This window comes from Mycobacterium ostraviense, assembly GCF_002705925.1.
Classification (GTDB): Bacteria; Actinomycetota; Actinomycetes; order Mycobacteriales; family Mycobacteriaceae; genus Mycobacterium; species Mycobacterium ostraviense.
This window is the reverse complement of sequence record NZ_NKRE01000001.1, coordinates 3,170,366-3,194,861: the sequence shown is the minus strand read 5'-3', so window position 1 is coordinate 3,194,861 and position 24,496 is coordinate 3,170,366. Positions and strand designations below refer to the sequence as shown.

Genomic DNA, 24,496 nt, shown 5'->3' with positions numbered 1-24,496 from the left:
GCCGGCCCTCGATCGCTTCTTGCCACCAGATCCAGCCACACGCTAATTGTCCTACACCGCAAGGCAAATCCGACGCAACGACTCACTCTATTACCGAAAAGATCATCTTTAACGGCAGCGTAACCCTGACGTAGACGCAAATTCGGGCGTTAGGTCAACTTCCTATTTGCCTGCGGGCGGCGGCCCCAAGCTGACACCATGAGCGGCGCGGAGCCGGCTGATTTGCGTTCAGGCCGGAGACCGCTGCGCGGACACGAAAAGCGTTGGCGGCATGGAATCTTCGAGATCGCTGGGCACGCTGCGACCATAACGGGCCAACACCTCGGACATGGTCTGCGACGACACCTGCCAGCCGTGTCGCGATAGCCAGTCTGCCGCGGCGGTTCGTTCCTCGGCGTACCAGAGCTCGTCGAGGTCAGTCACCTCGACCTTGACCAGCCGGGCGGCGGCGGCTCGCATGCGCTGCATGTCCTCGCGTTGGCGTCGCACCAGGTCTGGGTCGAGGAAGCCCTCGCCGGGCGCGTTGCAAGCAAGCCGACTGCCGAGCTGGCTCAGCGCATCGATGCGCTCGAACAAGAGGTCTTGGGCCTTCGCGGGAAGGTAGCGCAGCAGGCCCTCCGCCGACCAGGCCGAAGGCTTGGATGTATCAAACCCGGTCTCTTGCAATGCCTTTGGCCAGTCTTGCCGCAAATCGATCGGGACGGTGACCAGGCGCGAGGTCGGTCGTGCGCCGTGCCGGCGCAGCGTCGCGGTCTTGAAGTCCAGCACTTTGGGTTGGTCCAACTCGTAGACGACGGTGCCGTCGGGCCACGGCAACCGCCACGCGCGGGCGTCCAGACCGGCCGCCAGAATCACCACTTGCCGCACGCCGGCGTCGGCCGCGCCCAGAAAGAACTCGTCGAAGAACGCCGTCCGGGTTGCCATGAAGTCGATCATCGCGCGAACCCGGGAGCGCACCTCGGGTTCGATATCAGCCGCTTGGGCCAGCAACCGGGGATCGGCGAAAACCGACCATATGCCCTCACCTGCCGCGTCGACGAACACCCGGGCGAATGGATCCTTGACGAGGGGGTTTTCACTCTCGGTCTCGGCGGCGCGAGCGGCCGCCACGCCCAAGGCGGTGGCTCCCACACTTTCGGTGATGTCCCAGGAATCGTTGTCAGTCCGCGGCATTGCCACACCCTCGTCGATAAAAGGTCGGTTTCGCGAACCATTCTTCCAGCGGGCGCGAGCTACGATCGCTCGCTATGACGCGCACGCCCCAAGAAGTATTCGCCCACCACGGTCGGGCACTGGCCACCGGCGACCTCGACGAGATCGTCGCCGACTACGCCGACGACTCCATCGTGCTCACCTCAGCCGGCGTCGCGCGCGGCAAGGACGCCATCCGACAGGTGTTCGTCAGGTTGCTCGACGATCTGCCCGAAGCGGCCTGGGACTTGAAAACTCAGATCTTCGAAGGCGACGTGCTGTTCTTGGAGTGGACCGCCGATGCGGCGCATCACCGGGTCGACGACGGCGTCGACACATTCGTGTTCGCCGACGGCATGATCCGGGCTCAGACGGTTCGCTACATCTTGCGCGCCAAGTCTTAGGACTGGCCCAGCAGTTCGGCCATTTTCGGGATGAGGGCCTGCAGTGCCTTCACCGGGCGAATCATGACCTTGACCGAGACGATCTGGCCGTGGTCGTTCCAGTGGAGCATGTCGATTCCGTTAACGTAGATGCCTGCCACGTCGGCTTCGAACTCGAGAATGGCCGAGCGTTCACTATGCCACTGCTCAACGTAGTGAAAATTGCTGTTTCCAAAGACTTTTAGCGCCGCACCGAGGTAGGCGAGCGCTTTCGTACGGCCTTCCTGTGGCCTGAAGACCGCGGGCGAGAAGAAGACCGCGTCCTCGGCGAGCAACCTGTCGAGACCATCGATCCGCCCGGAATCGACGATCTCGATCCAGCGTTGGAGTACCGGCGATGTCATTGCACCAGAGTAGGTTTTTACAGGTGGACCTGGAAGCGGTGGCCGCATGGATGTCCAAGCAGGGACTCGGCGAGGGTCCGTTGCAGGACGTCTCTCCGGTAACCGGCGGAACGCAAAACGTCATGCTGCGATTCACCAGGTCCGGCCGGCCGTACGTGCTGCGGCGCGGGCCGCGGCACCTGCGGCCGCGCAGCAACACGGTGATCCTGCGGGAAACCCAGGTTCTCGCCGCGCTGGCCGGCTCCGACGTCCCGCATCCGCGCCTGATCGCCAGCTGCGACGACCCCGGTGTGCTCGGTGACGCGGTCTTCTACCTGATGGAGCCCGTCGAGGGTTTCAACGCCGGTGAGGGGCTCCCGCCGCTGCACGCCGGCGACGCGCAGGTGCGGTACGGGATGGGCCTGTCGATGGCCGATGCGCTGGCCAGGCTGGGCGCGGTGGACCATGTCGCCGTCGGGCTCGCCAGCTTCGGCAAACCGGAAGGCTTCCTGGAACGCCAAGTGCCGCGCTGGCTTTCCGAGCTGGAGTCCTATCAGCAGTACGACGGCTACCCCGGGCCGCAGATCCCGGGAATCGAGCAGGTGTCAAGGTGGCTGGAGCGCCACCGGCCGACGACATGGACACCCGGCATCATGCACGGTGACTACCACGCGGCCAATGTCATGTTCTCCTGGACCGGGCCGGACGTGGTCGCCATCGTGGACTGGGAAATGTGCACCATCGGCGACCCGCTGCTGGACCTGGGCTGGCTGCTGGCGACCTGGCGCCAGCCCGACGGGTCCAGCGTGTTCAGCCACGCGTTGGGTGGCCAAAGCGGGCTGGCCAGCACCGACGACTTGCTGCACCGGTATGCCGCCAACACCACCCGCGACCTGTCGCACATCACCTGGTACACCGTACTGGCCTGCTTCAAGCTCGGCATCGTGATCGAGGGCACGCTTGCCCGCGCCTGCGCGGGCAAGGCCGAAAAGGAAGTCGGTGATCAACTGCATGCGGCCACGGTGCACCTATTCGAGCGGGCGCTGAACATCATCGAGTCGCGGCACTAGTTGCACCGCAGGGAGCCCGGCATCCGCAAAGCCGGCTTGTGGACGACGACAAATCGAGAAATATGGCAGCACAAATCCGCACTGACATGGATACCGCAGAGCGCGACGACATCCGTACACATGACGGTGGCACTACCGCAGGCCGTGATTCAAGGAGTGGTACCACCCCTCATGGTGGGGCCTATCGTCGGGGCAGTGGCGATGATCGTCCCAGCGGCCGCTGAAGGAGGCCACACATGACTGCGCTGCAACCCGGCACCACGAACGCAGAGTGGGTTCGGGAGGTGTTTCGCCGGGTGTTCGACGAACGTGATTTCTCCCATGCACAAGACTTCTGGAGCGACGAGTCGGTCGATTACTTCCTCGCCACCGGCGAAACCGTGCGCGGGGCAACGGCCTTGACGCAATGGTTCACGGGACTCTTCGCAGCGGTCCCGGATTGGCGGCTGGTGATAGAGAATGTTGTCGATGACGGCGCCGGCCAGGTCGTAGTCCAGTGGAAGGGCGGCGGATCGTTCACGGGATCGCCTTTTCAGGGCATCGAAGCGACCGGCCGCCGAGTCGAGATTCTCGGATGCGACGTCATCCGGCTGGCACCCGACGGCCGGGTGGCCAGCAATACCGTCTACTACGACGGCGCCGGATTTGCTCGTCAGATCGGGATGCTACCGATGATGGGCACCCGCGCCGACCGCCTGGTCACCCGTGGGTTCAACGCAATCACTCGGCTGCGTCGTCGCATCGGGCGGTAGGCCGGAATAGCTTTCAGGCGGGCAAAGTCGCGGTTAGCCCACGGCGGTGCTCACGGAGTACCGAGTCTTCATCGCGAGAGATTTATCAAACATCCGCGTCTCGCGGCGCGCATACTGGTCGCCGTGAATCCCCTAATCCGTTCGTTCCGCGTCGGATTCCACGGCGTGATTGCTGCTGCCGTTGTTTTCGCAAGTGCTGTCGGCTGCGGGGGCGACCGCAATCGTGCCGAGTCCACACCAGGACCGACACCCGCGCCCGTCACGCGCTCAAGCCTTCCGTACGACAACACGCCAGACGTTGCTCCGGCGGATGAGCAGAGTTTTGTCAACGCCACCAACGGTTTCGGGCTGGACCTGTTCCGGCGCATGTCAGCGGCCAGTGAAAAGAACCTGGTCTTCTCTCCGCTGAGCCTCAGTGCCGCGTTGTCGATGGCCTATGCCGGTGCCGCCGGTGACACGGCGGCCCAAATGAAAGCCGTTCTGCGCGATCCGTTCGGCAATGACAGCTACTACCGTGCCATGAATCAGCTGCTGCTCGATCTTCGTTCACGCAACCGCGCGGCGATCTCCGCCGACGATCCGCGGAGTATCGAGCTGGCGATGGTCGACGCGGTCTGGCTGCAGCGTGGTATGTCGGTTCGCGCGCCGTTCCTCGACATCCTGGCTACCCAATACGATGCCGGCGCGCACCTCGGCGACTTCAAGGGCAACCCCGACGGCGAGCGAGTCACTATCAACAACTTCGCCAGCGACGCGACTAAAGGGCAAATCAAAGACCCGATCCCGCCGGGCGCGATAGACGAGTTGACGCGTGTCGTGTTGCTGAACGCGGCCTACCTCAAGGCGAGCTGGGAGAGCCCATTTCCGAAAGAACTTACGGCCGATGGCAGCTTCCGCGTGACTCCTCAATCAGCGGTCACCGTGCCGATGATGCACAAGGCGAGGGCGCTGCCCTACGTAGCCGGGCCGAATTTTCAGGCTGTGGAACTCCCTTACGTGGGCGGCGACCTCAAGATGCTGATCGTCTTGCCGGCGGAGGGACAGCTCCAGGCGGTTCGCAACAGCATGGACGACGCTTGGCTCCGTAACTTGGCCTTTGTGCAGGGGCCAGTCGTCCTCAGTTTGCCCAAGTTTCGTATCACCTGGGGACCCGAGGAATTCAAGGAGACTTTGGCGGCGATGGGGATGCCGCGCGCATTCGACGAGAAGCAGGCGGACTTCTCCCACATCATCGCTGACGACCAGCTGAAGATCACACACATCCTGCAGAAGGCCTTCGTCGGGATCGACGAGTTCGGTACGGAAGCCGCAGCCGTTTCGACGGTGATCGGCGGAGGGTTTGGCCCAGTCGAGGAGGTGACGGTCGATCACCCGTTCCTGTTCGCCATTGTCGACAAGACCGGCGCCGTGCTCTTCGCGGGACAGGTGATGGATCCGCGCTGAAGCATCGCGGTACCAGACGCGGTGGCCGCATTGTCTAGCGCGAAGAGCGAAGAGCCGCGCACTCGTTGCCCTAGCACGTCTCCAGGGACGTCATACAATCTAGACTGATTGTATGACAATGGTTAGCTTTCGCGTCGATGACGAGGACGCGGCGGCGGTCGAGCAGTGGGCGCGTCGGTTGCATATCGACCGGTCTGAACTACTCCGCCAGGCGCTACGACGCCACCTGGCCGAACTCGCGGCAGACCAAGACGTGCAAGCGTACGCCGAGCAGCCCTTGACGGACGACGAGAAGGCCCTCGGCGACATCGCCGACTGGGGGCCTGCCGAGGACTGGACTGACTGGGCCGATGCGGCGCGGTGAACTGTGGTTCGCCGCGACACCAGGCGGCGACCGGCCCGTGCTCATTCTGACGAGAGATCCGGTTGCTGACCGAATCGGCGCGGTCGTCGTCGCCGCATTGACCCGCACCCGCAGGGGACTGGTCTCCGAGCTGGCGCTGACCGCCGCCGACGACCTCCTGCCAAGCGATTGCGTCGTCAATTTCGACAACATTCATACGTTGCCGCGCACCGCGCTCCGACGCCAGATCACTCGTTTGTCTCCGGCACGGATGCACCAGGTGTGCCGGACACTTCGAGCAGCCACCGGCTGCGGCTGAAAACTGGCAAAGCTAACCTACGCCGATACAGAGCGCGCCCGAAGAGATTCGAACTCCCAACCTTCTGATCCGTAGTCACAATAATGCAGGTCAAAGCGGTTCACGCACGTTCGCGCAAACATCGTCTTGCAGGTGCTTTTGTCCGAACGCGTGCGGGCCGATCCGACCTCATTCGGCACGACTTGTGACACGCTCGTGACACGCTTGCATGTGACATGTGTTGTGGGTCATGGTGTTTCAGAGTCTGGGAGGCCGGTACAGCTTCACCGCCAAGGAGGTCCCGTCACTCAAGGCCAAGTTCACGAAGTGGCAGGACGAGCGCAAGGCCGCGAAGAAGGCGAAGAAGGACGAGGCAAAGACCGCCTGACCTTTCAATCCAGCGCCGGGACAACTAACGCCGCGCGGTGTCGGTTACTCGCCCGCGCGGCGCGACCTCGGAAGTTGTCCCGGCATTTTCGAGTAGCCCACGCACTCGTCTAATGCTCAGCCAGTCTCGCCTTACCCTGCGCCGCGTGCGCGAAATGTGGTGCCCGCCCGTTCGAGTAGGCCCCGCACACGTGTGATGCCGTAGCCGGTTTCTGAAGCGATTTGACGGATGCTTTCGCCTGCTTCATAGCGGATGCGAAGTTCCTTGCCGACTCTGTCAGCAGTCGCCGGGTCTAGTCGCACATGCTTGCTGACGCGCGGAACCTCAATAGCGCCACCTGCATAGCCCTTGTGCACCTGACCGCGCGGCGTAACGTCCTCTGCTGCCTCGTCGCCCCAGACAGTCCAACCGGGCTGCGGGTGGCGAGCAAACAGCTCAAGGTACGGGCCGGGCGAGCAGGCTTCGATGAGCGGATATTGTTCGTCCGGTTTGCGTGAGTGCTCGCGCTTTCGCGTCTCGATCATGTTGACCTGGCTTCGCGCGTGCGGCAGCGTTCGCATGCTTCCCCGCACACCGAACAGGATAATCTCGGTGACGTTGCGGAAGTAGAACCCAACCCCTCGGCCATCGGGTCCCCCGTCTTTCCGGCGCTTAGCCCAAATTACGTTGGACACGTAGCGGTAACCCCATGCCTCCATGACTCGAAGCCCTTCGGGGAGTAGGGCATTCGGCACCCACAGATATAGGTGGGAATCGCGGGCGGCGACTTCCGAAACCGGGATGCTGCAAATCGCATCCACGTCCAATGTGGAGTAGCGGTCAAGCCTGCGATGCTCCGGTGCTACTTTGCCCGTCCGGTTCGTAAATCTCCAAGGCGGGTCAGCCAATACCGTCTTCCATCCGCCTTCCGTAGTGGGAAGCGGTGGCGGTTCGGCTGCGTCACGTAATGGTGTCGCCGGCCGTCTCGCTACTTCGCCGAGCGAGTCAGTCAATGTCACGCTGCCTCCCACGTCCGAACGGAGTAGATCTTCGTCGAACAAAGTAGATCTTCGGTCTGAATCGTAAGGCACGGAGTCCATGAATCGTTGGACGCTGCTTGCCGACGGCGTGTTCCATTCGATGCGAACGGACGTGGCTAGACCGCAACGTCGGATAACGGCGGCATCAGGTCTTCGGCTTCAGCCTTCATCTGGTCGATGAGCGGCTGGACGTCCCGGCGCCGTTCGTATCCCTTCTCGCGCCAATGAGCGCGCAGGTCATCGGCATCATCGAGCAGCTTCTTCACTTTCTGCGCCAGCTCAATGCCCGTGATACGCGGTGGTTCGATCCCCACCAGCAGAAGGGGGCACTCGCCGCCGCCGCCAAGGTTCACTTTTGGGATGAGCTTGTCCCAATGGGTAGACGCCTGACCATACTTCTTATTCCCGTCCTTGCTCTTAATGGTCGGATAGATGAGCGCCTGAAGAGTCGGTCCCCGGGTCACGATGACCCCTATGGCGATTGCGCCCTCGCGGTGAAGGGCCTGGAAGTTGTTGAGGTCGCGGTCGTAGAACGGGTCTTTGTTGTTCCATTCCATTTCAACCGCGATGCCCGGCAGTGGTTCCGCGAGCGTGCCCTTGCCGAACATGTCCACCTCATGCGTAGGAGTCCGACTGGTGCGGAGTGCGGTGCCCTCCAGCTCGACATGCTTGACAATGACGAGCTTCTGTTTTCCCCAGATTTTTTGGCCGCCCTGCGTCATCGCAGCGAGTGAGTCATCGAACCGCTTCACGAACACCGTGCGGCCACCGCCGCCTGTCCGTAATTCGTCAATAGTCGGATGGAATTGATCGAGCGCCGTCACAAGGTCCGTGAACCGCTCACTGAAGGATTCTTTGAGGATCACGTCGGCGTATCGCGTGGCGCCGTATATGTACCCGTCCGGCCAACCCTCAGTAGTAACCTGCCGTACCTCGCCGGCGAGATCAGCAGCGTCATCCTCTGAGAGCGGGCTTGTCGGTTCCACGTGGGGAAGTTACCAGCGGAGCGGAGAGGGCTCGCCATGAACAACGGGACGCGACCACACGCGTCGCAGCGACACACATAGCGCCCGCGCATACGCGCGTGACACATCGTGCGGGGGTTGCGAATTGTTCGGCAAGACGCGCGTAAATGTACGTGTTTGTGAGTGAATGTATGTTTGATTAGCCGGTGTGAAGTTGGCGGCGTGGGCGCGGTCGGTGGGTGTGCATCCGCAGACGGCGTATGCGTGGGTGTGTGAGGATCGGATGCCGGTGCGGTATCGGCGGTTGGCGTCGGGAACGATACACTGGCGGTCAAGAACATGATGCGCCGCCCGAAACCCAAACCCGACCCCGACAATCGCGGCGCGTTCCTGCCCAACGGCGCCGCCGCCAAAACCGGACTCAACCGGGGATTGGCTGATGCCGGCCTTGGGGAGATGTTTCGCCAACTCGACTACAAAACACGCTGGTATGGATCGCATCTGGTCAAAGCCGACAGATGGTTGCCCAGCTCAAAAATGTGTTCCGGCTGTGGTGTGGTGAAAACCAAACTGCACCTGGCCGAACGGGTGTATCACTGCCAGCACTGCGGCCTTGTGATCGACCGAGACCGTAACGCCGCTATCAATTTGACGCGTCATGCGCTCAAGGCTACGGCGCCGAGTACCGGCGTCGTTACCGGTGGAGCCGACCGTAAGACCCAGCCTTCGGGCACAGCGGGTGGCAATGAAACCGGAACCGTTTCTGAACGGAGTGCCCACCCGAAAGGACGGGCTGCCTGAAATGCCAGTCATACAAACACTCACATTTCAGGTAACGGTGTTTGTGTTGCATCAGAGCGCGCACAACGCGAATGAGGATGCTCACAATGTGTTCGGAGGCATTCGGGTTGAGCATCAGGGGGTTGTGATCCGGCGTTGACGGTGAGCAGCTCGCCGACGGATCGTAGCTGGGTTGGTGCTTGTGGTGTCGGGGCGGCATGGTGATCACGTCGTTGTAGGCGACGGCCCTCCCGGCATGTCTCTGGCGGAGTCTTTCGGGAGGGCCGTCTGTTGCGCTTGGAGGCGCAGTGGTCACCGTAGAGGCGGATGTCGATCAAGTCGAGCGCAGGTTGGCAGCGGGTGAGCTGAGTTGCCCGGCGTGTAGTGGTGTGTTGGCGGGTTGGGGGTGGGCCAGGCCGCGGCAGCTTCGAGGCCCGGACGGGCCGGTGTGGTTGTGTCCTCGCCGGTCGCGGTGCACCGGCTGCGGCGTGACCCACGTGTTGTTGCCGGTGGCGGCGTTGCTGCGCCGCGCCGATGTGGCGGTGGTGATCGTGGCCGGGTTGGCGGCGCACACTCACAGGACGACGCACTGCGCCTCGCAGGACAAACTTTGGGTGCCGTTGTGGCATCGTGTGACATCGAGGGTGTGGACAAGCCTGAATCACACGGACGAGGTTCAGCGTAAGCGCACGTCAGATGACGTTTTAATGAGCGCGCCCGAAGAGATTCGAACTCCCAACCTTCTGATCCGTAGTCAGATGCTCTATCCGTTGAGCTACGGGCGCATGTCTTCAGTTGTGTTCCCCGGAAGGGTCCAGCGGAGGCGAGAGGATTTGAACCTCCGGTCCCCTTGAAGGGGGACAACTCATTAGCAGTGAGCCCCATTCGGCCGCTCTGGCACGCCTCCTTGGACTTCCTGAGGGTACCCGATACCGGGCCACCCGGAGCCGCCGGACGCTTAGCGTACACAGCTGCCACATATGCTGTCGACGTGCCTGCCCGCCTGCGACCCGTGCTGGACGGGCTGCCAGTCTATGTCCCCGGTAAGACCGTGCCGGGTGCGATCAAACTGGCCAGCAACGAGACCGTGTTCGGCCCGCTGCCCAGCGTTCGCACGGCCATCGAACAGGCCACCGACTCGATCAACCGCTACCCGGACAACGGGTGTGTCGAGCTGAAGGCGGCGTTGGCCAAGCACGTGGACGTCGCTCCAGAGCAGGTCGCCGTCGGGTGCGGTTCGGTCAGCCTGTGCCAGCAGCTGGTTCAAATCGTCGCCTCGGTGGGCGGCGAGGTGATCTTCGGATGGCGCAGCTTCGAGCTCTACCCGCCGCAGGTAGCGGTCGCGGGCGCGACCGCCGTCCCGGTGCCGTTGACCAACCACACGTACGACCTGGAGGCGATGCTCGCCGCGGTCACCGACCGCACCCGGCTGATCTTCGTCTGCAATCCGAACAACCCGACGTCGACCGTTGTTCCCCCGGATGGCCTGGCCGATTTCGTCAAGGCGGTTCCGCCACACATCCTGATCGCGATCGACGAGGCCTACGTGGAATACGTCCGCGACGGCATGGCCCCCGACAGCCTGGAGCTGGTACGCGCCCACGACAACGTGGTGGTGATGCGAACCTTCTCGAAGGCGTACGGGCTGGCTGGTTTACGCGTCGGGTATGCGATCGGCCACCCGGACGTGATCGTCGCGCTGGACAAGGTCTACGTGCCGTTCACCGTGTCGAGCATCGCGCAGGCGGCCGCCATCGCCTCGCTGGCTGCCGCCGACGAACTGCTGGCCCGCACCGACGCGGTGGTCGCCGAGCGCACCCGGGTGACTGCGGCGCTGCGCGACGCCGGGTTCTCCTTGCCGCCACCGCAGGCCAACTTCGTCTGGCTGCCGCTGGGAGCGCGCACTCGCGACTTCGTGGAAAACGCGGCCGCCGCGCGCATCGTGGTGCGCCCCATGAGCCCCGACGGTGTCCGGGTCACCATAGGTGCGCCGGACGAAAACGACGCCCTGCTGCGGTTCGCGCGCAGCTGGGGGGAAAGCCAACGCTCAGTCGATCCCGTGACAGCTATCGGGCCGGGTTGCGGCCCGTGAAGGCGATGAGCCGATCCAGCGCGCCGGCGTGCTCGGGAACCTCGACCGGCGCGTCAAATCCGGCTGCGCTGCGTTCATGCGGCTTGATCAGCGTGTGCGCCAATCCCAGCACGTACTCGGCCAACGAATCGGCCACGCGCACCTCACGTCCCACTGCGGTGGCGTAATCCCAGGCGTGGACCAGGAATTCGATCGAAAAGACTGACACCGCCACCCTGGCGGACATCGAACCCAGACCCAGCGACACCTCACCTTCCAGCCCGTGCCGGTGCCAGGCATCCAACGCCGGCCGCGCCGCGCCGATCACCAGACGCTCCACCGAGTCGGTGTCCTCTCGCATGGAGAATTCCGCGTCGACCATGCCGCCGAGGACCATGATCGAGTTGAGCAGATGCCCGGTCAGCCCCTTCACGTCGTACTCGGTGCACGGCGTCTGCTTGGCCCGGTCGTCGGCGGCGATGGTGTGCAACACCTGCTGCAGGACCCCGAGTGAGGCCTCGGCGCTTTGCAGCTCGTCGGTCGGTGGAGAATCTGGTCCGGGTCGCAAATCCGAGGGCATACTCGCCACGCTACGGTCTCGGCATGGGCGAAACATACGAATCCGTCACCGTCGACATCAAGGACCGGGTCGCGCAGGTGACCCTGATCGGGCCGGGTAAGGGAAATGCGATGGGCCCGGCGTTCTGGTCGGAGATGCCCGAAGTGTTCGCAAAGCTGGACGCCGACCGCGAGGTGCGGGCCATCGTGATCACCGGCTCCGGCAAGAACTTCAGCTACGGCCTCGACGTCCCGGCGATGGGCGGCTCGTTCACCCCGCTGCTGTCCGGCGACGCCCTGGCGGGCCCCCGCGCGGAGTTCCACGCCGAGATCAAGCGCATGCAGAACGCGATCAGCGCGGTCGCCGACTGCCGCACCCCCACCATCGCGGCGGTACACGGCTGGTGCATCGGCGGCGGCGTCGACCTGATCTCGGCGGTGGACATCCGCTACGCCAGCGCCGACGCCAAGTTCTCGGTGCGCGAGGTCAAACTGGCCATCGTCGCCGACGTCGGCAGCCTCGCCCGGCTGCCGCTGATCTTGAACGACGGCCACCTACGCGAACTGGCGCTGACGGGCCGCGACATCGAAGCTGCCCGCGCCGAGAAGATCGGCCTGGTCAACGACGTCTACCCGGATGCCGACGCCACGCTGGCCGCGGCGCACGCCACAGCCGCCGAGATCGCCGAAAACCCGCCGCTGACCGTGCACGGCATCAAGGATGTCCTCGACCAGCAACGCATATCCGCCGTGTCGGAGAGCCTGCGCTATGTCGCCGCGTGGAACGCCGCGTTCCTGCCGTCGAAGGACCTGACCGAGGGCATCTCGGCGATCTTCGCCAAGCGGCCGCCGCAGTTCACCGGGGAGTAAGCCCTGCCGCTACAGCCACGTACCCTCGCGAAGGTGGCAGAGATGACCCCCGACGGAAAGATCCGCGTCCCCACCGACCTGGACGCCGTGACGGCGATCGCCGACGAAGACCACTCCGACATCGACACCACGGCCGTCGAACGGATCTGGCAGGCCGCCCGCCACTGGTACCAGGCCGGAATGCACCCCGCTATCCAGGTGTGCCTGCGGCACAACGGAAACGTGGTGCTCAACCGGGCGATCGGCCATGGCTGGGGCAACGCTCCGACCGATGCACCCGACGCGGAGAAGATTCCGGTCACCACCGACACCCCGTTCTGCGCCTACTCGTCGGCCAAGGCCATCACCGCGACCGTCGTGCACCTGCTCGCCGAGCAGGGCCACTTCAGCCTCGACGACCGCGTCTGCGAGTACCTACCCACCTACACCAGCCACGGCAAGTACCGCACCACCATCCGCCACGTGCTGACCCACAGCGCCGGCGTCCCGTTTCCCACCGGCCCCCGGCCCGACGTCACCAAGGCCGACGACCACGAGTACGCCCTAGAAAAGCTCGGCGAATTGCGGCCGCTCTACCGGCCCGGGCTGGTTCACATGTACCACGCGCTGACCTGGGGCCCGCTGATGCGCGAAATCGTCTGGCGAGCCACCGGTAAGGAAATCCGCGACATCCTGGCCGCCGAGATCCTCGACCCGCTGGGCTTCCGGTGGACCAACTTCGGTGTCGCCAAGAAGGACCTCCCGCTGGTCGCGCCCAGCCACGCCACCGGGCGGCCGTTGCCGCCGGTGATCGCCGCGGCCTTCCGCAAGGCGATCGGCGGAACCGTGCATGAGGTCATCCCGTACACCAACCAGCCGCTGTTTCTGAGCACCATCGTCCCGTCGTCCAACACCGTCTCTACCGCTGACGAGCTGTCGCGGTTCATGGAGATCCTGCGCCGCGGCGGCGAACTGGACGGGGTCCGGATCATGCGGCCCGAGACGGTGCGTAACGCGGTCAAGGAATGCCGGCGGCTGCGACCCGACGTCGCGACCGGTCTGATGCCGTTGCGCTGGGGCACCGGATACATGCTGGGCTCGACGCGCTTCGGGCCATTCGGGCGCAACGCGCCGGCCGCGTTCGGTCACCTCGGTCTGGTCAACATCGCCGTCTGGGCCGACCCGCAGCGCCGACTGGCTGCCGCGGTGCTCAGCAGCGGCAAACCCGGAAGAGATCCCGACGCCGGCCGCTACGGGGCGCTGCTGAACACGATCACCGCCACGATCCCGTCCGGTTGACTTCGCCGGCCGGCGGGAACCCTGGGGGCATGTCTACCTACCGAGTGATCAACCCGCACGGCGAAGTTGTCGCCACCAAGGACATCGGCAACGCCGACGACGCCCACGCGTGGTTCGTCGATAACAAGGCCGACAAAACCGAGCTCGGCTGGCGGATGGAAGTCGATATCGACGGCGACTGGCGGTTTTTCGACCAGACCGACGGGGACCGCGCTTAGCGGGTTTGTCCGCGGACCAGCCCGGCAACCCGTCAGGTATGCGATCCGACCGCTTCCGCCAATTGTTGGACACGCCTGGACCGTTCGCGTCGATCTATTTCGAGGACTCCCACGACACGCACGACGCCGCCGACCAGCTGGAGCTCAAATGGCGCGGGCTGCGCGAACGGCTCGAGCAGCAGGGCGTGGCCGATTCCGTGACCGCCGATATCGAGCAGGCCGTGCTGGAGCTGCGCCCACCGATCGGCCGAAGTGGGCGCGCGGTGATCGCCGGTGCAACGGGGGTGGTGGTCAACGAGCATCTGTTGCGCCCCACCACCACCCCGGTGGTGCGCGTCTCCGAGTTGCCCTACATCGTTCCCATCGTTGAACACGGCTTCGACCCGCCGAACTACGTGCTGGTCGAGGTCGACCACGCCGGCGCCGACATCACCGTCCGCAGTCACGGCACCCTGCGCTCAGAAACCGTCGACGGCGGCGGTTATCCCGTCCGCAAAGCAGCCGGCGCGGAAACGCCGGGATATGGCGACCCGCAGTTGCGCACCGACGAAGCCGCACGCAAGAACGTGCGGGCCGTCGCCGACCGCGTCACCGAACTGGTCGACGAGACGGGCGTCGACGCGTTCTTCGTGGTCGGCGAGGTGCGATCACGCTCCGACCTGCTGGCGGCCCTCCCGGAGCGGGTACTCCGCCGGGCGGTGCCGCTGAAGGTTGGCGCCCGTCACAGCGGATACGACCTCGACGAGGTCCAGCGCGCCATCGAGTCCTGGTTCGTCCGGCGCCGACTCCGAGCTATCGACGACGCCGCCCAACGCTTCGGCGCCGAGATCGGCCGACGGTCCGGACGTGCCGCGGAGGGTCTGGGCGCCGTCTGTTCAGCGTTGCGGCAAGGGGCGGTCGACACCCTGATCGTCGGCGACATCGGAGACGCCACCGTGGTCGCCGACGAGACACTGAGCAGCTGCGCCCCCAACGCGGACGTGCTTTCCGAGCAGGGGGCCGCGCCGGCCAAGACCCTGCGGGCCGACGAGGCGCTGCCGCTGTTGGCGATCTCGGTCGGGGCCTCGCTGGTACGCACCGACGAGCGGATGGCTCCGACCGACGGCGTCGCCGCAGTGCTTCGGTATGCGCCGACACTGCACTGAACGGCGGTGGCGGAGGGATTTGAACCCCCGGACGGTTTTAGCCGTCTCTCGCTTTCAAGGCGAGTGCATTAGGCCGCTCTGCCACGCCACCGCTGCTTAGGGTAACGGTTGTAGCGTGGCGCTCATGCGTGCCATCGTCGCCGAATCGGCGGATCAACTGGTTTGGCAGGAAGTGCCCGATGTCTGCGCGGGCCCGGGCGAGGTGCTCATCAAGGTCGCCGCGGCCGGTGTCAACCGCGCCGACGTACTACAGGCGGCCGGAAAGTATCCGCCGCCGCCGGGCGCCAGCGAGATCATCGGTATGGAGGTTAGCGGCACGGTGGCCGAAGTCGGCACCGGTGTCTCGGATTGGGCTGTGGGACAAGAGGTTTGCGCCTTGCTAGCTGGCGGTGGCTACGCCGAGTACGTCGCCGTTCCGGCCGGCCAGGTGATGCCGCTTCCGCCGAAGGTCGGTCTGGTCGATGCCGCAGCGCTTCCCGAAGTCGCCTGCACGGTGTGGTCGAACCTGGTGATGACCGCCCACCTGAGCCCGGGTCAGCTGCTCCTGATCCACGGCGGCGCCAGCGGCATTGGGACCCACGCGATCCAGATCGCGCGCGCGTTGGGCGCCCGGGTGGCCGTCACCGCCGGGACGCCGGAAAAGCTGGAACTCTGTCGCGGCCTCGGGGCGCAGATCACCATCAACTATCACGACGAGGACTTCGTGGCGCGCCTCAAAGACGAGAGCCCCGGGGCGGACGTGATTCTCGACATCATGGGCGCGGCCTATCTGGACCGCAATATCGACGCCCTGGCCGTGGACGGTCAACTGGTGGTCATCGGCATGCAGGGCGGGGTCAAGGCGGAGCTCAACCTGGGCAAGTTGCTCACCAAAAGGGCCCGGATCATCGGCACCACGCTGCGGGCCCGGCCGGTCACCGGTCCGAACAGCAAGAGCGCCATCGCGTCGGCGGTCACGGCCTCGGTCTGGCCGATGATCGCCAACGACCGGGTTCGGCCGATCATCGGCACCCGGCTGCCCATCCAACAGGCGGCGCAGGCGCATCAACTGATGCTGTCGGGCAAGACGTACGGCAAGATCCTGCTGACCGTCTAGCCCGCGAGCGTAACGCCACGGCGATATCAGCGCCGAAATTTCGCCCTGGCGTTACGGTCGCGAGCGATCAGCCCGACTCTTAACCCAACGAAGCCAGCGCGCGGACCAGCTGGTCCACTTCGGCCGTCGTCGAGTAGTGGGCCAGCCCGACGGTCACGGCGCCGCCCACATCATTCGCGCCCAGCACGTCCAGCGCACGGGAGTTGGCATTCGCGATCGCCAGAATGCCGTTGTCGGCCAGGCGTTGTACCACCCGATCGGCCGGCACGTCTTGAAATGCGAAGCTCAGCACCGGTATCCGCGCTTCCGGGCGGCCGATCAGGATGACCAACGGCAGTGACCGCAGCGACACCATCAGGTAGTCGAAGATCCGGTTCAGGTACGCCGACGCGGAATGCATCGACACCGACAGGCGTTCGCGGCGAGTCCCGCGAGCCGACTCGTCCAAGGAGGCGAGGTACTCGATGCTGGCGACCACACCGGCCAGCAGACCGAACTGGTGCCCGCCGATCTCCAGCCGCGCCGGACCGGTGGCATACGGGTTCGTCGACACCGAGGCGAAGGTGTTCATCAGCGCCGGCTCGCGGAAAACCATCGCCCCGACCGGCGGCCCGCCCCAGCCGACGGCGTTCACCGCCACCACGTCGGCCTCGGTTTCCTTGATGTCGATCAGCCGGTACGGGGCGGCAGCGGAATGGTCGACCACCACCAGACCACCGACGTCGTGGACCAGCTTGGTCATCGCACGCAGGTCGGTGACCGCCCCCAAAGTGCCCGACGCCGACGTGACCGCGACCAGCCGGGTCGACTTGCTGATCAGGCTCTCCCACTGCCACGTCGGCAGCTCACCGCTCTCGATGTCGACCTCGGCCCACTTCACCTTGGCACCGTAGCGGTGTGCCGCCCGCAGCCACGGCGCGATATTGGCCTCGTCGTCGAGGCGGCTGACGATCACCTCGTAGCCCAAGCCGGCACGCGAGGACGACGCCTCGGCCAACGACGACAACAGCACCGCGCGATCGGCGCCCAGCACCACGCCGGCCGGATCACCGTTGACCAGATCGGCGACCGCCTCACGCGCCGCATCCAGCACGGCGGCGCTGCGCCTTGCCGAGGGGTGCGAGCCCGCCGTGCTGGCGGCAGACCTGCGAAATGCCGTCGACACGGTGGTGGCGACGGAATCGGGAATCAACATGCCGGCCGGCGCGTCGAAGTGCACCCATCCGTCACCCAGCGACGGGTGCAGCCCCCGCACCCGGGCGACGTCATATGGCATGCCAGCCACCCTAATGCTCTCGTTATATCTGCAAATTGGTGACGGTCGTGGGAGCCCCATCGACGTTCCAGCCGTCACGGCTTCCCGAGCCAGGACACCCGGGCAGCCATACTAGTCCAGTGAGCTTGTGGTTCGGAACGCTGATCGCATTGGTATTGCTGATCGCGCCCGGGGCAATCGTCGCACGCATCGCTCAGCTGAACTGGCCCACCGCTATCGCGGTGGGCCCGCCGCTGACGTACGGCGTCATCGCCCTGGCGATCCTGCCCTACGGCGCGCTGGGGATCCCGTGGAACGGCTGGACGGCATTGCTGGCCTTGGCCGTCGTGGCCGCGGTGGTCACCGGCCTTCAGCTGTTGCTCGGCCGCTTTCGAGACCGGGACGCCGAGGCGCGAGCGGTCGGGCGCGGTCCGGCGCTGACGGTCGCGGCCGGAGTGCTGTTGGGAGTGCTGTTCATCGGCTGGGCGGCCTATCGCGGGATCCCGCACTGGCAGTCCATCCCCAGCACCTGGGATGCGGTGTGGCACGCCAACACCGTGCGCTTCATCCTCGACACCGGCCAGGCGTCACCCACCCACATGGGCGAGCTTCGCAACGTCGAAACCCACGCGCTGCTCTACTACCCGTCGGTGTTCCACGCGCTGGCCGCGGTGTTCTGCCAACTCACCGGCGCCGCAGCCACTACCGGCTACACACTGAACTCGCTGGCCGCAGCCATCTGGCTGTTTCCGGTGAGCGCGGCCGTGCTGACCTGGCGGGTGCTGCGCTCACGGTTGGCCGAGTGGCCGGCCACCTCGGCCTCCGCGGAGTGGCTGACCGCCGGGGCGGCAGCCACCGCGGCGGCATTGTCGGCGTCCTTCACCGCGGTGCCCTATGTCGAGTTCGACACCGCCGCGATGCCCAACCTCGCGGCCTACGGGGTCGCGGTACCCACCATGGCGCTGATCACCTCGACGTTGCGCCACCGCGACCGGATCCCGGTGGCCGTGCTGGCGTTCGTGGGCGTGTTGTCGGCGCACATCAGCGGCGGCATCGTCGTCGTGCTGTTGGTGTCGGCCTGGTGGCTCCTCGATGCGCTGTGGCGTCCGGTCCGCGGCCGGCTGGCCGATCTGCTGACGCTGGCCGGCGTGGCGGTGATTTCCGCGCTGATCATGCTGCCGCAATTCCTCAGCGTCCAACAGCAGGAAGACATCATCGCCGGACACTCCTTCCTCACCTATCTGAGTACCAAGCGCGGCATCTTCGACGCCGTTTTCCAGCACTCCCGCCACCTCAACGACTTCCCCGTCCAGTACGCCCTGATTGCGCTAGCCGCCATCGGCGGGTTCCTGCTGCTGGTCAAGAAGATCTGGTGGCCGCTGGCGGTGTGGTTGCTGCTGATCGTGATGAACGTCAATGCCGGCACCCCGCTGGGCGGCCCGATCGAAGCGGTGGTCGGCGGGCTCGGCGAATTCTTCTACAACGACCCGCGCCGGATCGCGGCGGCCACCGCGCTGCTGCTGATGCTGATGGCCGGCGTCGCCTTGTTCACGCTCGTCATCCTGGCGGTGGCCGGAGCGAAACGGCTGACCCAGCGCTTCAAGACACTGCCGCAACCGTTGTGGACCTCGGTCACCGCCGCGCTGCTGATAACGATCTGCCTGGCCAGTACCTGGCATTACTTTCCGCGGCACCGCTTCCTGTTCGGCGACAAATACGACTCGGTGATAATCGACCAACGCGACCTCGACGCCATGGCCTACCTGGCGACCCTGCCCGGCGCACGCGACACCCTGATCGGCAATGCCAACACCGACGGCACCGCGTGGATGTATGCCGTGGCCGACCTGCATCCGCTATGGACCCACTACGACTACCCGGTGCAGCAAGGCCCGGGCTACCACCGGTTCATCTTCTGGGCCTACGCCCGCAATGGCGATGCCGATCCGCGGGTACTGGATTCCATCAAGACGCTCAATATCCGCTACATCCTGACCAGCAGCCCGACGGTCAGGGGGTTCGCCGTTCCCGACGGACTAGTCTCTCTGGAGAAATCGCCGTCGTGGAAGAAGATTTACGACAACGGCGGAGCCCGGATTTACGAGTGGCGCGGGCAGGCCTTGACAACGCACTCCTAGTCGACGCGTAAGAGGATGGTGACTGGATTGACTACCGGCAACGACGACCAAGATGTCGAGGGCGTCGAGATCATCGGTGGCGAACCGCGGTTCATGGCGATAGCCGAAGACGACTCCGACGAGCGTTCGCTGACCGACCTCGTCGAACAGCCCGCCAAGGTGATGCGAATCGGCACTATGATCAAGCAACTGCTCGAAGAGGTCCGGGCCGCGCCGCTGGACGAAGCCAGCCGCACCCGGCTCCGCGATATCCACGCCACCAGCATCCGCGAGCTCGAAGACGGCCTGGCGCCGGAACTGCGCGAGGAACTCGACCGGCTGACGCTGCCGTTCAGCGAGGACACCGCGCCCTCGGACGCCGAATTGCGGATCGCGCAGGCACAGCTGGTCGGCTGGTTGGAAGGGCTGTTCCACGGCATCCAGACCGCGCTGTTCGCCCAGCAGATGGCCGCTCGCGCGCAGCTGGAGCAGATGCGCCAGGGCGCGCTGCCCCCCGGCATCGCCAAGGGCCACGGGCACGGCACCGGACAGTACCTGTAGACCGTGTCCAAAGGTCCGCACATCGAGACGCGCGATGCGTGGGTGGAGTTTCCCATCTTCGACGCCAAATCGCGTTCCCTGAAGAAGGCCTTTCTGGGTAAGGCCGGCGGTGCGATCGGCCGCAACAGCTCCAACGTAATCGTCATCGAGGCGTTGCGAGACATCACCATGTCGCTCGAACTCGGCGACCGGGTGGGCCTCGTCGGCCACAACGGAGCCGGGAAGTCGACTCTGCTGCGCCTACTTTCAGGCATTTACGAACCGACGCGCGGCTGGGCCAAGGTCAGCGGCCGGGTAGCGCCGGTATTCGATCTGGGCATCGGCATGGACCCCGAGATCTCCGGCTACGAAAACATCATCATCCGCGGCTTGTTCCTGGGACAGACCCGAAAGCAGATGCAGGCCAAGGTGGACGAGATCGCCGAGTTCACCGAGTTGGGTGAGTATCTGTCGATGCCGCTGCGCACCTATTCCACCGGCATGCGGGTGCGGCTGGCGATGGGCGTGGTGACCAGCATCGACCCGGAGATCCTGCTGCTGGACGAAGGCATCGGCGCGGTGGACGCCGAATTCCTCAAGAAAGCCCAGTCGCGGCTGCAGAGTCTGGTCGACCGTTCCGGAATCCTGGTGTTCGCAAGCCATTCCAACGAATTTCTGGCCCGCCTGTGCAAGACCGCGATCTGGATCGACCACGGCGTCATCAAACTGACCGGCGGTATCGAAGACGTGGTGCGCGCCTACGAGGGTGCCGACGCGGCCCGGCATGTGCACGACGTGCTGAACGAGACCCGCAACACGGGCATGGCGCAACAAGCGTCCGGCGATGAGTGAATTTGTCGTTGCCGTCGTGGTCACCCACCGGCGCCTCGACGAACTCGTCACGTCGCTGGATGTGCTGAGCAACCAGACCCGAGCACCGGACCACCTGATCGTCGTCGACAACGACGCCGACGACCGGGTCCGCGATGTGGTTGCGGCCCAACCGATCCCCACCACGTACCTGGGTTCGCGCCGAAACCTTGGCGGCGCAGGCGGTTTCGCACTCGGCATGTTGCACGCGCTGGCGCTGGGCGCCGATTGGGTGTGGCTGGCCGACGACGACGGACATCCGCAGGACACCGGCGTGCTCGAGACGCTGCTGGCATGCGCCGAGAAATACGGCCTAGCCGAGGTGTCGCCGATGGTGTGCAACATGAACGACCCGCAGCGCCTGGCGTTTCCGCTGCGGCGCGGTCTGGTATGGCGAAGGCGCACCAGCGAATTACGGACCCAGGAAGGGCAGGAACTGCTGCCCGGGATCGCGTCGCTGTTCAACGGGGCACTGTTTCGGGCCGCCACGTGCGAGGCGATCGGTGTACCCGACCTGCGGCTGTTCATCCGCGGCGACGAGGTGGAGATGCACCGCCGGCTGGTTCGGTCCGGGCTGCCGTTCGGCACCTGCCTGGACGCGGCGTACCTGCACCCGTGCGGGTCCGACGAGTTCAAGCCGATCCTGGGCGGCCGCATGCACACCCAATACCCCGACGACCCCGGCAAGCGGTTCTTCACCTACCGCAACCGCGGCTACGTGTTGTCGCAGCCGGGTCTGCGTAAGCTCCTGCCGCAGGAGTGGCTGCGGTTCGGCTGGTTCTTCCTGGTGACCCGACGCGACCCCAAAGGCCTGGTGGAATGGATTGGCCTGCGCCGCTTGGGCCGTCGCGAAAGGTTCGGGCGGCCTGATCTGGGAGGGTCGTGATGACGTTCATCGACGCTCAAGCGAGTTTCACAGCCCAGTCGCGCACACTTGCCCGCGCCCGGGCCGATCTGGTCGACGGGTTCCGCCGTCACGAACTGTGGCTGCACCTGGGCTGGCAGGACATCAAGCAGCGTTACCGCCGTTCGGTGCTGGGCCCGTTTTGGATTACCATCGCCACCGGAACCACCGCGGTGGCGATGGGCGGGTTATATTCCAAGCTGTTTCACCTCGAGCTGTCGGAGCATCTGCCCTACGTCACGCTCGGGCTGATCATCTGGAACCTGATCAACGCCGCCATCCTGGACGGCGCCGATGTCTTTGTCTCCAACGAGGGCCTGATCAAGCAATTGCCGACACCGTTGAGCGTGCACGTCTATCGGCTGGTGTGGCGGCAGATGATCTTGTTCGCGCACAACATCGTGATCTATCTGGTGGTGGCGATCATCTTCCCTAAGCCGTGGTCGTGGGCGGATCTGTCGGTGATTCCGGCACTGGGACTGATCGTGCTCAATTGCGTATGGGTGTCACTGTGTTTCGGCATCCTGGCCACCCGCTACCGCGACATCGCCCCGCTGCTGTTCTCGGTGGTGCAGCTGCTGTTCTTCATGACCCCGATCATCTGGAACGACGACACCCTGCGCCAGCAGGGCGCCGGGCGGTGGTCGCGCATCGTCGAACTCAACCCGCTGCTGCACTACCTCGACATCGTGCGGGCCCCGCTGCTGGGCGCGCATCAGGAGTTGCGGCACTGGGTGGTGGTGGTGGTGCTGACCGCCGTCGGCTGGATGCTGGCGGCGCTTGCCATGCGACAGTATCGCGCGCGGGTGCCGTACTGGGTCTGAACGGTCCACCCGAACCGCACACGTTGACTCTGTGATGGCGACCTGAATACCCAACAGCCGGGTTACCGCCAGTTGTCAGCCGTCAACCCGTGGCCCGTGGGGTGCGAGCAGTCAGGTGGTGTAGGCGGTGTAGTTGAGGCTGGTCATCATGCCGGCCTCTTGGTGGTAGGTGTTGTGGCAGTGGATCATCCAGGCCCCGGGATTGTCGGCGATCAGCAGGGCGTTGAGTTTCTGGTTGGGCACCACGTTGATGGTGTCTTTGCGGGCGCCCAGGCTGCCGTCGGGTTTGATCACCTGGAAGGTGTGGCCGTGCAGGTGCATCGGGTGGTACATCGTCGTGGAGTTGGTGAACGCCAGGGTGGCGCGCTGTCCCTGTTTGACCGTCACCGGCGGGCTGTCGGGGTAGGGCTTGCCGTTGATGGCCCAGTCGTAGTTCATCATCGAACCGGTCAGCTCCAAAGCCAGGTTCACATCCGATTGGGACGACCCTAGACTGGCGGCCGGTGTAGCGCTGAACATGTCGACGGTGCCGACTCGGCCGTTGAGTTCCGCTGGTTCAAAGGAGGCGTCGGGCGCGGCGCCGGCCGCAGTGATCAGCAGGGCCCGCCCCGGTTGGGCTTTTTTGCCTTCGGGTACAGCGACCAGCGGAAAGACGCCGTCGCCTGCGGTGACGATGACGTCGTAGCGTTCGGCCATGCCCAGCAGCAGGGCATCGACGTCGGTGGGCACCACCGGATACCCGTCGGTGTGGGTGACCGTCATGACATGGCCCGCCAGGGCCACCCGGAAAGCGGTGTCGGCGCCGACGTTGATCAAACGGATACGGATACGCTGGCCGGGTTTGGCGTCGAAGGTGGTCGGCACCGCCGGAATGCGGCCGTTAACCAGGTAATAGGGGTAGTCGACATCGCCGGCATCCCCACCGAGCAAAGCGCTGCTACCGACACCTGTCATGGCGGGCATCTCCGCCGACCCGGACCCATGAGCGGGCATGTGGGTCCCCTTCAGCTCGTCATAGATCTGTTGGGGACTTCTGCCGATCCCATCGGTCCAGTCATCGAAGACAACGATCCATTCGGCGTCGTAGCGCCCCGGCTCAGCGGGATCATCGATGATCAACGGCAGATAAAGCCCATAGTCGGTTTCCAGGTCACCGTGTGGGTGAGCCCAGTAGGTGCCAGGGTAAGGCGACGAGAACCGGTAGGTGAAGTCGCCGCCGGCCGCGATATTCGCCGTGGCCGGAAAGACACCGTCCATGTCGTTGCGGATCGCGATGCCATGCCAATGCACCGAGGTCGGACCGCTCAGCCGGTTTTTGACCGTAATCGCCAGCTCATCGCCGACGTTAGCGCGAATCAGCGGGCCCGGCAGCCCATCGCCGTAGGCCAACGTCCGCGCAATCGGGCCGCCGAGATCAATAGCCGCCGGTTGCGCTGTCACCACCGCGGCAACACTGCGTCCGGTGTGCGGGCGAGCCTTCTCCGCCGCAGCAACAGCCTGCTCGAGATTGGGCGCGGGCACTGTCGACCGCCCGCACGCCGCCAGCGCCAACCCGACACCTCCGGCCACCGAACCGGTGAGAAATGCCCTGCGGCTCAGCCGACCGTCATTCACGCTGGTCTCATCGCTGTTGTTCTCCTCGCCGGGTAGTCAAATGGCCGGTACATACCGACATAGGGTGTTCGTCCGGGCGCGGTCACTCCGTTCACCGGCACTCCGTGGCTAAAATGCTGCA

Annotated in this window: 26 protein-coding genes, 3 tRNA genes and 1 pseudogene; 20 read left to right on the top strand and 10 right to left on the bottom strand. The window is 65.0% G+C overall.

Annotation, left to right across the window (positions count from 1 at the left end; translation table 11 throughout):
- Nucleotides 1–228: 228 nt before the first annotated feature.
- Nucleotides 229–1,173 carry a class I SAM-dependent methyltransferase gene (locus CDN38_RS14590; RefSeq protein ID WP_075509192.1) on the bottom strand — a complete coding sequence of 315 codons (945 nt, stop codon included), beginning with the start codon at nucleotides 1,171–1,173 and terminating at the stop codon, nucleotides 229–231.
- Between the two features lie 74 nt (nucleotides 1,174–1,247).
- Between CDN38_RS14590 and CDN38_RS14585 the strand changes: the two genes are divergently transcribed.
- Nucleotides 1,248–1,595 carry a nuclear transport factor 2 family protein gene (locus tag CDN38_RS14585; protein WP_075509191.1) on the top strand — a complete coding sequence of 116 codons (348 nt, stop codon included), beginning with the start codon at nucleotides 1,248–1,250 and terminating at the stop codon, nucleotides 1,593–1,595.
- Here the strand turns inward: CDN38_RS14585 and CDN38_RS14580 are convergent.
- Nucleotides 1,592–1,978, bottom strand: coding sequence for a nuclear transport factor 2 family protein (locus CDN38_RS14580; protein WP_075509194.1), 387 nt, complete (start codon nucleotides 1,976–1,978; stop codon nucleotides 1,592–1,594). The genes CDN38_RS14585 and CDN38_RS14580 overlap by 4 nt on opposite strands.
- Here CDN38_RS14580 and CDN38_RS14575 point away from each other — a divergent pair.
- The 6 genes from CDN38_RS14575 to CDN38_RS29455 all read left to right on the top strand — a co-directional run bounded on the left by CDN38_RS14575 (nucleotide 1,972) and on the right by CDN38_RS29455 (nucleotide 6,251).
- Nucleotides 1,972–3,027: a phosphotransferase family protein gene (locus CDN38_RS14575; RefSeq protein ID WP_075509190.1), complete on the top strand. Its 1,056-nt coding sequence runs from the start codon at nucleotides 1,972–1,974 to the stop codon at nucleotides 3,025–3,027. The genes CDN38_RS14580 and CDN38_RS14575 overlap by 7 nt on opposite strands.
- 236 nt (nucleotides 3,028–3,263) lie before the next feature.
- On the top strand, nucleotides 3,264–3,779 hold the full coding sequence (locus tag CDN38_RS14570; protein ID WP_075509189.1) for an ester cyclase: 516 nt from the start codon (nucleotides 3,264–3,266) through the stop codon (nucleotides 3,777–3,779).
- A gap of 123 nt (nucleotides 3,780–3,902) precedes the next feature.
- Complete coding sequence (locus CDN38_RS14565; RefSeq protein ID WP_075509188.1) at nucleotides 3,903–5,222, top strand: serpin family protein; 1,320 nt, start codon at nucleotides 3,903–3,905, stop codon at nucleotides 5,220–5,222.
- Nucleotides 5,223–5,340: 118 nt separating this feature from the next.
- Nucleotides 5,341–5,586: a ribbon-helix-helix domain-containing protein gene (locus CDN38_RS14560; RefSeq protein ID WP_082276404.1), complete on the top strand. Its 246-nt coding sequence runs from the start codon at nucleotides 5,341–5,343 to the stop codon at nucleotides 5,584–5,586.
- Complete coding sequence (locus CDN38_RS14555) at nucleotides 5,573–5,884, top strand: type II toxin-antitoxin system PemK/MazF family toxin (protein WP_075509186.1); 312 nt, start codon at nucleotides 5,573–5,575, stop codon at nucleotides 5,882–5,884. The genes CDN38_RS14560 and CDN38_RS14555 overlap by 14 nt, the downstream gene beginning before the upstream one ends.
- Nucleotides 5,885–6,113: 229 nt before the next feature.
- The gene (locus CDN38_RS29455; protein ID WP_161951580.1) at nucleotides 6,114–6,251 is read left to right on the top strand and encodes a hypothetical protein; all 138 of its coding nucleotides are present in this window, start codon (nucleotides 6,114–6,116) and stop codon (nucleotides 6,249–6,251) included.
- A gap of 131 nt (nucleotides 6,252–6,382) precedes the next feature.
- On the opposite strand, the gene CDN38_RS14550 is transcribed toward CDN38_RS29455, so the two are convergent.
- Complete coding sequence (locus tag CDN38_RS14550) at nucleotides 6,383–7,249, bottom strand: MT-A70 family methyltransferase (RefSeq protein ID WP_233026885.1); 867 nt, start codon at nucleotides 7,247–7,249, stop codon at nucleotides 6,383–6,385.
- A 137-nt stretch (nucleotides 7,250–7,386) separates the two neighbouring features.
- On the bottom strand, nucleotides 7,387–8,256 hold the full coding sequence (locus tag CDN38_RS14545; RefSeq protein ID WP_075509185.1) for a BglII/BstYI family type II restriction endonuclease: 870 nt from the start codon (nucleotides 8,254–8,256) through the stop codon (nucleotides 7,387–7,389).
- Between the two features lie 318 nt (nucleotides 8,257–8,574).
- Here CDN38_RS14545 and CDN38_RS30825 point away from each other — a divergent pair, with 318 nt between their 5' ends.
- Nucleotides 8,575–9,036, top strand: coding sequence for a zinc ribbon domain-containing protein (locus CDN38_RS30825; RefSeq protein WP_244307467.1), 462 nt, complete (start codon nucleotides 8,575–8,577; stop codon nucleotides 9,034–9,036).
- A gap of 287 nt (nucleotides 9,037–9,323) precedes the next feature.
- Nucleotides 9,324–9,584, top strand: a pseudogene (locus CDN38_RS29450) (hypothetical protein); the annotation flags it as partial.
- Between the two features lie 143 nt (nucleotides 9,585–9,727).
- Here CDN38_RS29450 and CDN38_RS14525 read toward each other — a convergent pair.
- Nucleotides 9,728–9,800: transfer RNA gene (locus tag CDN38_RS14525), tRNA-Arg, on the bottom strand.
- 33 nt (nucleotides 9,801–9,833) lie between these two features.
- Nucleotides 9,834–9,922: transfer RNA gene (locus CDN38_RS14520), tRNA-Ser, on the bottom strand.
- An 84-nt stretch (nucleotides 9,923–10,006) separates the two neighbouring features.
- Between CDN38_RS14520 and CDN38_RS14515 the strand changes: the two genes are divergently transcribed.
- Nucleotides 10,007–11,107: an aromatic amino acid aminotransferase gene (locus CDN38_RS14515; RefSeq protein ID WP_075512970.1), complete on the top strand. Its 1,101-nt coding sequence runs from the start codon at nucleotides 10,007–10,009 to the stop codon at nucleotides 11,105–11,107.
- Here CDN38_RS14515 and CDN38_RS14510 read toward each other — a convergent pair.
- Entirely contained in the window at nucleotides 11,082–11,666 is a 585-nt protein-coding gene (locus CDN38_RS14510; RefSeq protein WP_075512971.1) for a TIGR03086 family metal-binding protein, read from the bottom strand. The genes CDN38_RS14515 and CDN38_RS14510 overlap by 26 nt on opposite strands.
- A 23-nt stretch (nucleotides 11,667–11,689) precedes the next feature.
- Here CDN38_RS14510 and CDN38_RS14505 point away from each other — a divergent pair, with 23 nt between their 5' ends.
- Genes CDN38_RS14505 through CDN38_RS14490 form a run of 4 tightly spaced genes read left to right on the top strand, consistent with a single transcriptional unit; the run spans nucleotide 11,690 to nucleotide 15,155 of the window.
- Nucleotides 11,690–12,514, top strand: coding sequence for a crotonase/enoyl-CoA hydratase family protein (locus CDN38_RS14505; RefSeq protein WP_075512972.1), 825 nt, complete (start codon nucleotides 11,690–11,692; stop codon nucleotides 12,512–12,514).
- Between the two features lie 42 nt (nucleotides 12,515–12,556).
- Nucleotides 12,557–13,792 carry a lipase LipE gene (gene lipE, locus CDN38_RS14500; protein WP_075512973.1) on the top strand — a complete coding sequence of 412 codons (1,236 nt, stop codon included), beginning with the start codon at nucleotides 12,557–12,559 and terminating at the stop codon, nucleotides 13,790–13,792.
- Nucleotides 13,793–13,821: 29 nt separating this feature from the next.
- Nucleotides 13,822–14,010, top strand: a complete 189-nt coding sequence (locus tag CDN38_RS14495) for a hypothetical protein (RefSeq protein WP_075512974.1) — start codon at nucleotides 13,822–13,824, stop codon at nucleotides 14,008–14,010.
- A 38-nt stretch (nucleotides 14,011–14,048) separates the two neighbouring features.
- Nucleotides 14,049–15,155 (top strand): Rv2629 family ribosome hibernation factor, encoded by a 1,107-nt coding sequence (locus CDN38_RS14490; protein ID WP_075512975.1) that lies wholly within the window; start codon nucleotides 14,049–14,051, stop codon nucleotides 15,153–15,155.
- Between the two features lie 4 nt (nucleotides 15,156–15,159).
- Here the strand turns inward: CDN38_RS14490 and CDN38_RS14485 are convergent.
- Nucleotides 15,160–15,246 (bottom strand) — tRNA-Ser (locus CDN38_RS14485).
- Nucleotides 15,247–15,279: 33 nt separating this feature from the next.
- Between CDN38_RS14485 and CDN38_RS14480 the strand changes: the two genes are divergently transcribed.
- On the top strand, nucleotides 15,280–16,251 hold the full coding sequence (locus CDN38_RS14480; protein WP_075512976.1) for an NAD(P)H-quinone oxidoreductase: 972 nt from the start codon (nucleotides 15,280–15,282) through the stop codon (nucleotides 16,249–16,251).
- A 79-nt stretch (nucleotides 16,252–16,330) separates the two neighbouring features.
- Here the strand turns inward: CDN38_RS14480 and CDN38_RS14475 are convergent, their stop codons facing one another.
- Nucleotides 16,331–17,527, bottom strand: coding sequence for a cysteine desulfurase-like protein (locus tag CDN38_RS14475; protein WP_075512977.1), 1,197 nt, complete (start codon nucleotides 17,525–17,527; stop codon nucleotides 16,331–16,333).
- Nucleotides 17,528–17,646: 119 nt separating this feature from the next.
- Here CDN38_RS14475 and CDN38_RS14470 point away from each other — a divergent pair, with 119 nt between their 5' ends.
- From CDN38_RS14470 to wzm, 5 genes are read left to right on the top strand one after another with little or no spacing between them, the layout of a single operon-like run.
- Nucleotides 17,647–19,644, top strand: coding sequence for a DUF6541 family protein (locus CDN38_RS14470; RefSeq protein ID WP_075512978.1), 1,998 nt, complete (start codon nucleotides 17,647–17,649; stop codon nucleotides 19,642–19,644).
- Nucleotides 19,645–19,659: 15 nt separating this feature from the next.
- Entirely contained in the window at nucleotides 19,660–20,184 is a 525-nt protein-coding gene (locus CDN38_RS14465; protein WP_099319022.1) for a bacterial proteasome activator family protein, read from the top strand.
- Between the two features lie 3 nt (nucleotides 20,185–20,187).
- Nucleotides 20,188–21,015, top strand: a complete 828-nt coding sequence (gene wzt, locus CDN38_RS14460; RefSeq protein ID WP_075512979.1) for a galactan export ABC transporter ATP-binding subunit Wzt/RfbE — start codon at nucleotides 20,188–20,190, stop codon at nucleotides 21,013–21,015.
- Nucleotides 21,008–21,919, top strand: coding sequence for a galactofuranosyltransferase GlfT1 (gene glfT1 / locus CDN38_RS14455; RefSeq protein ID WP_075512980.1), 912 nt, complete (start codon nucleotides 21,008–21,010; stop codon nucleotides 21,917–21,919). Before wzt ends, glfT1 begins: the two co-directional genes overlap by 8 nt.
- Nucleotides 21,919–22,761 carry a galactan export ABC transporter permease subunit Wzm/RfbD gene (gene wzm / locus CDN38_RS14450; RefSeq protein ID WP_075512981.1) on the top strand — a complete coding sequence of 281 codons (843 nt, stop codon included), beginning with the start codon at nucleotides 21,919–21,921 and terminating at the stop codon, nucleotides 22,759–22,761. Before glfT1 ends, wzm begins: the two co-directional genes overlap by 1 nt.
- 111 nt (nucleotides 22,762–22,872) lie before the next feature.
- Here the strand turns inward: wzm and CDN38_RS14445 are convergent, their stop codons facing one another.
- On the bottom strand, nucleotides 22,873–24,375 hold the full coding sequence (locus CDN38_RS14445; protein ID WP_269821510.1) for a multicopper oxidase family protein: 1,503 nt from the start codon (nucleotides 24,373–24,375) through the stop codon (nucleotides 22,873–22,875).
- Nucleotides 24,376–24,496 lie beyond the last annotated feature (121 nt).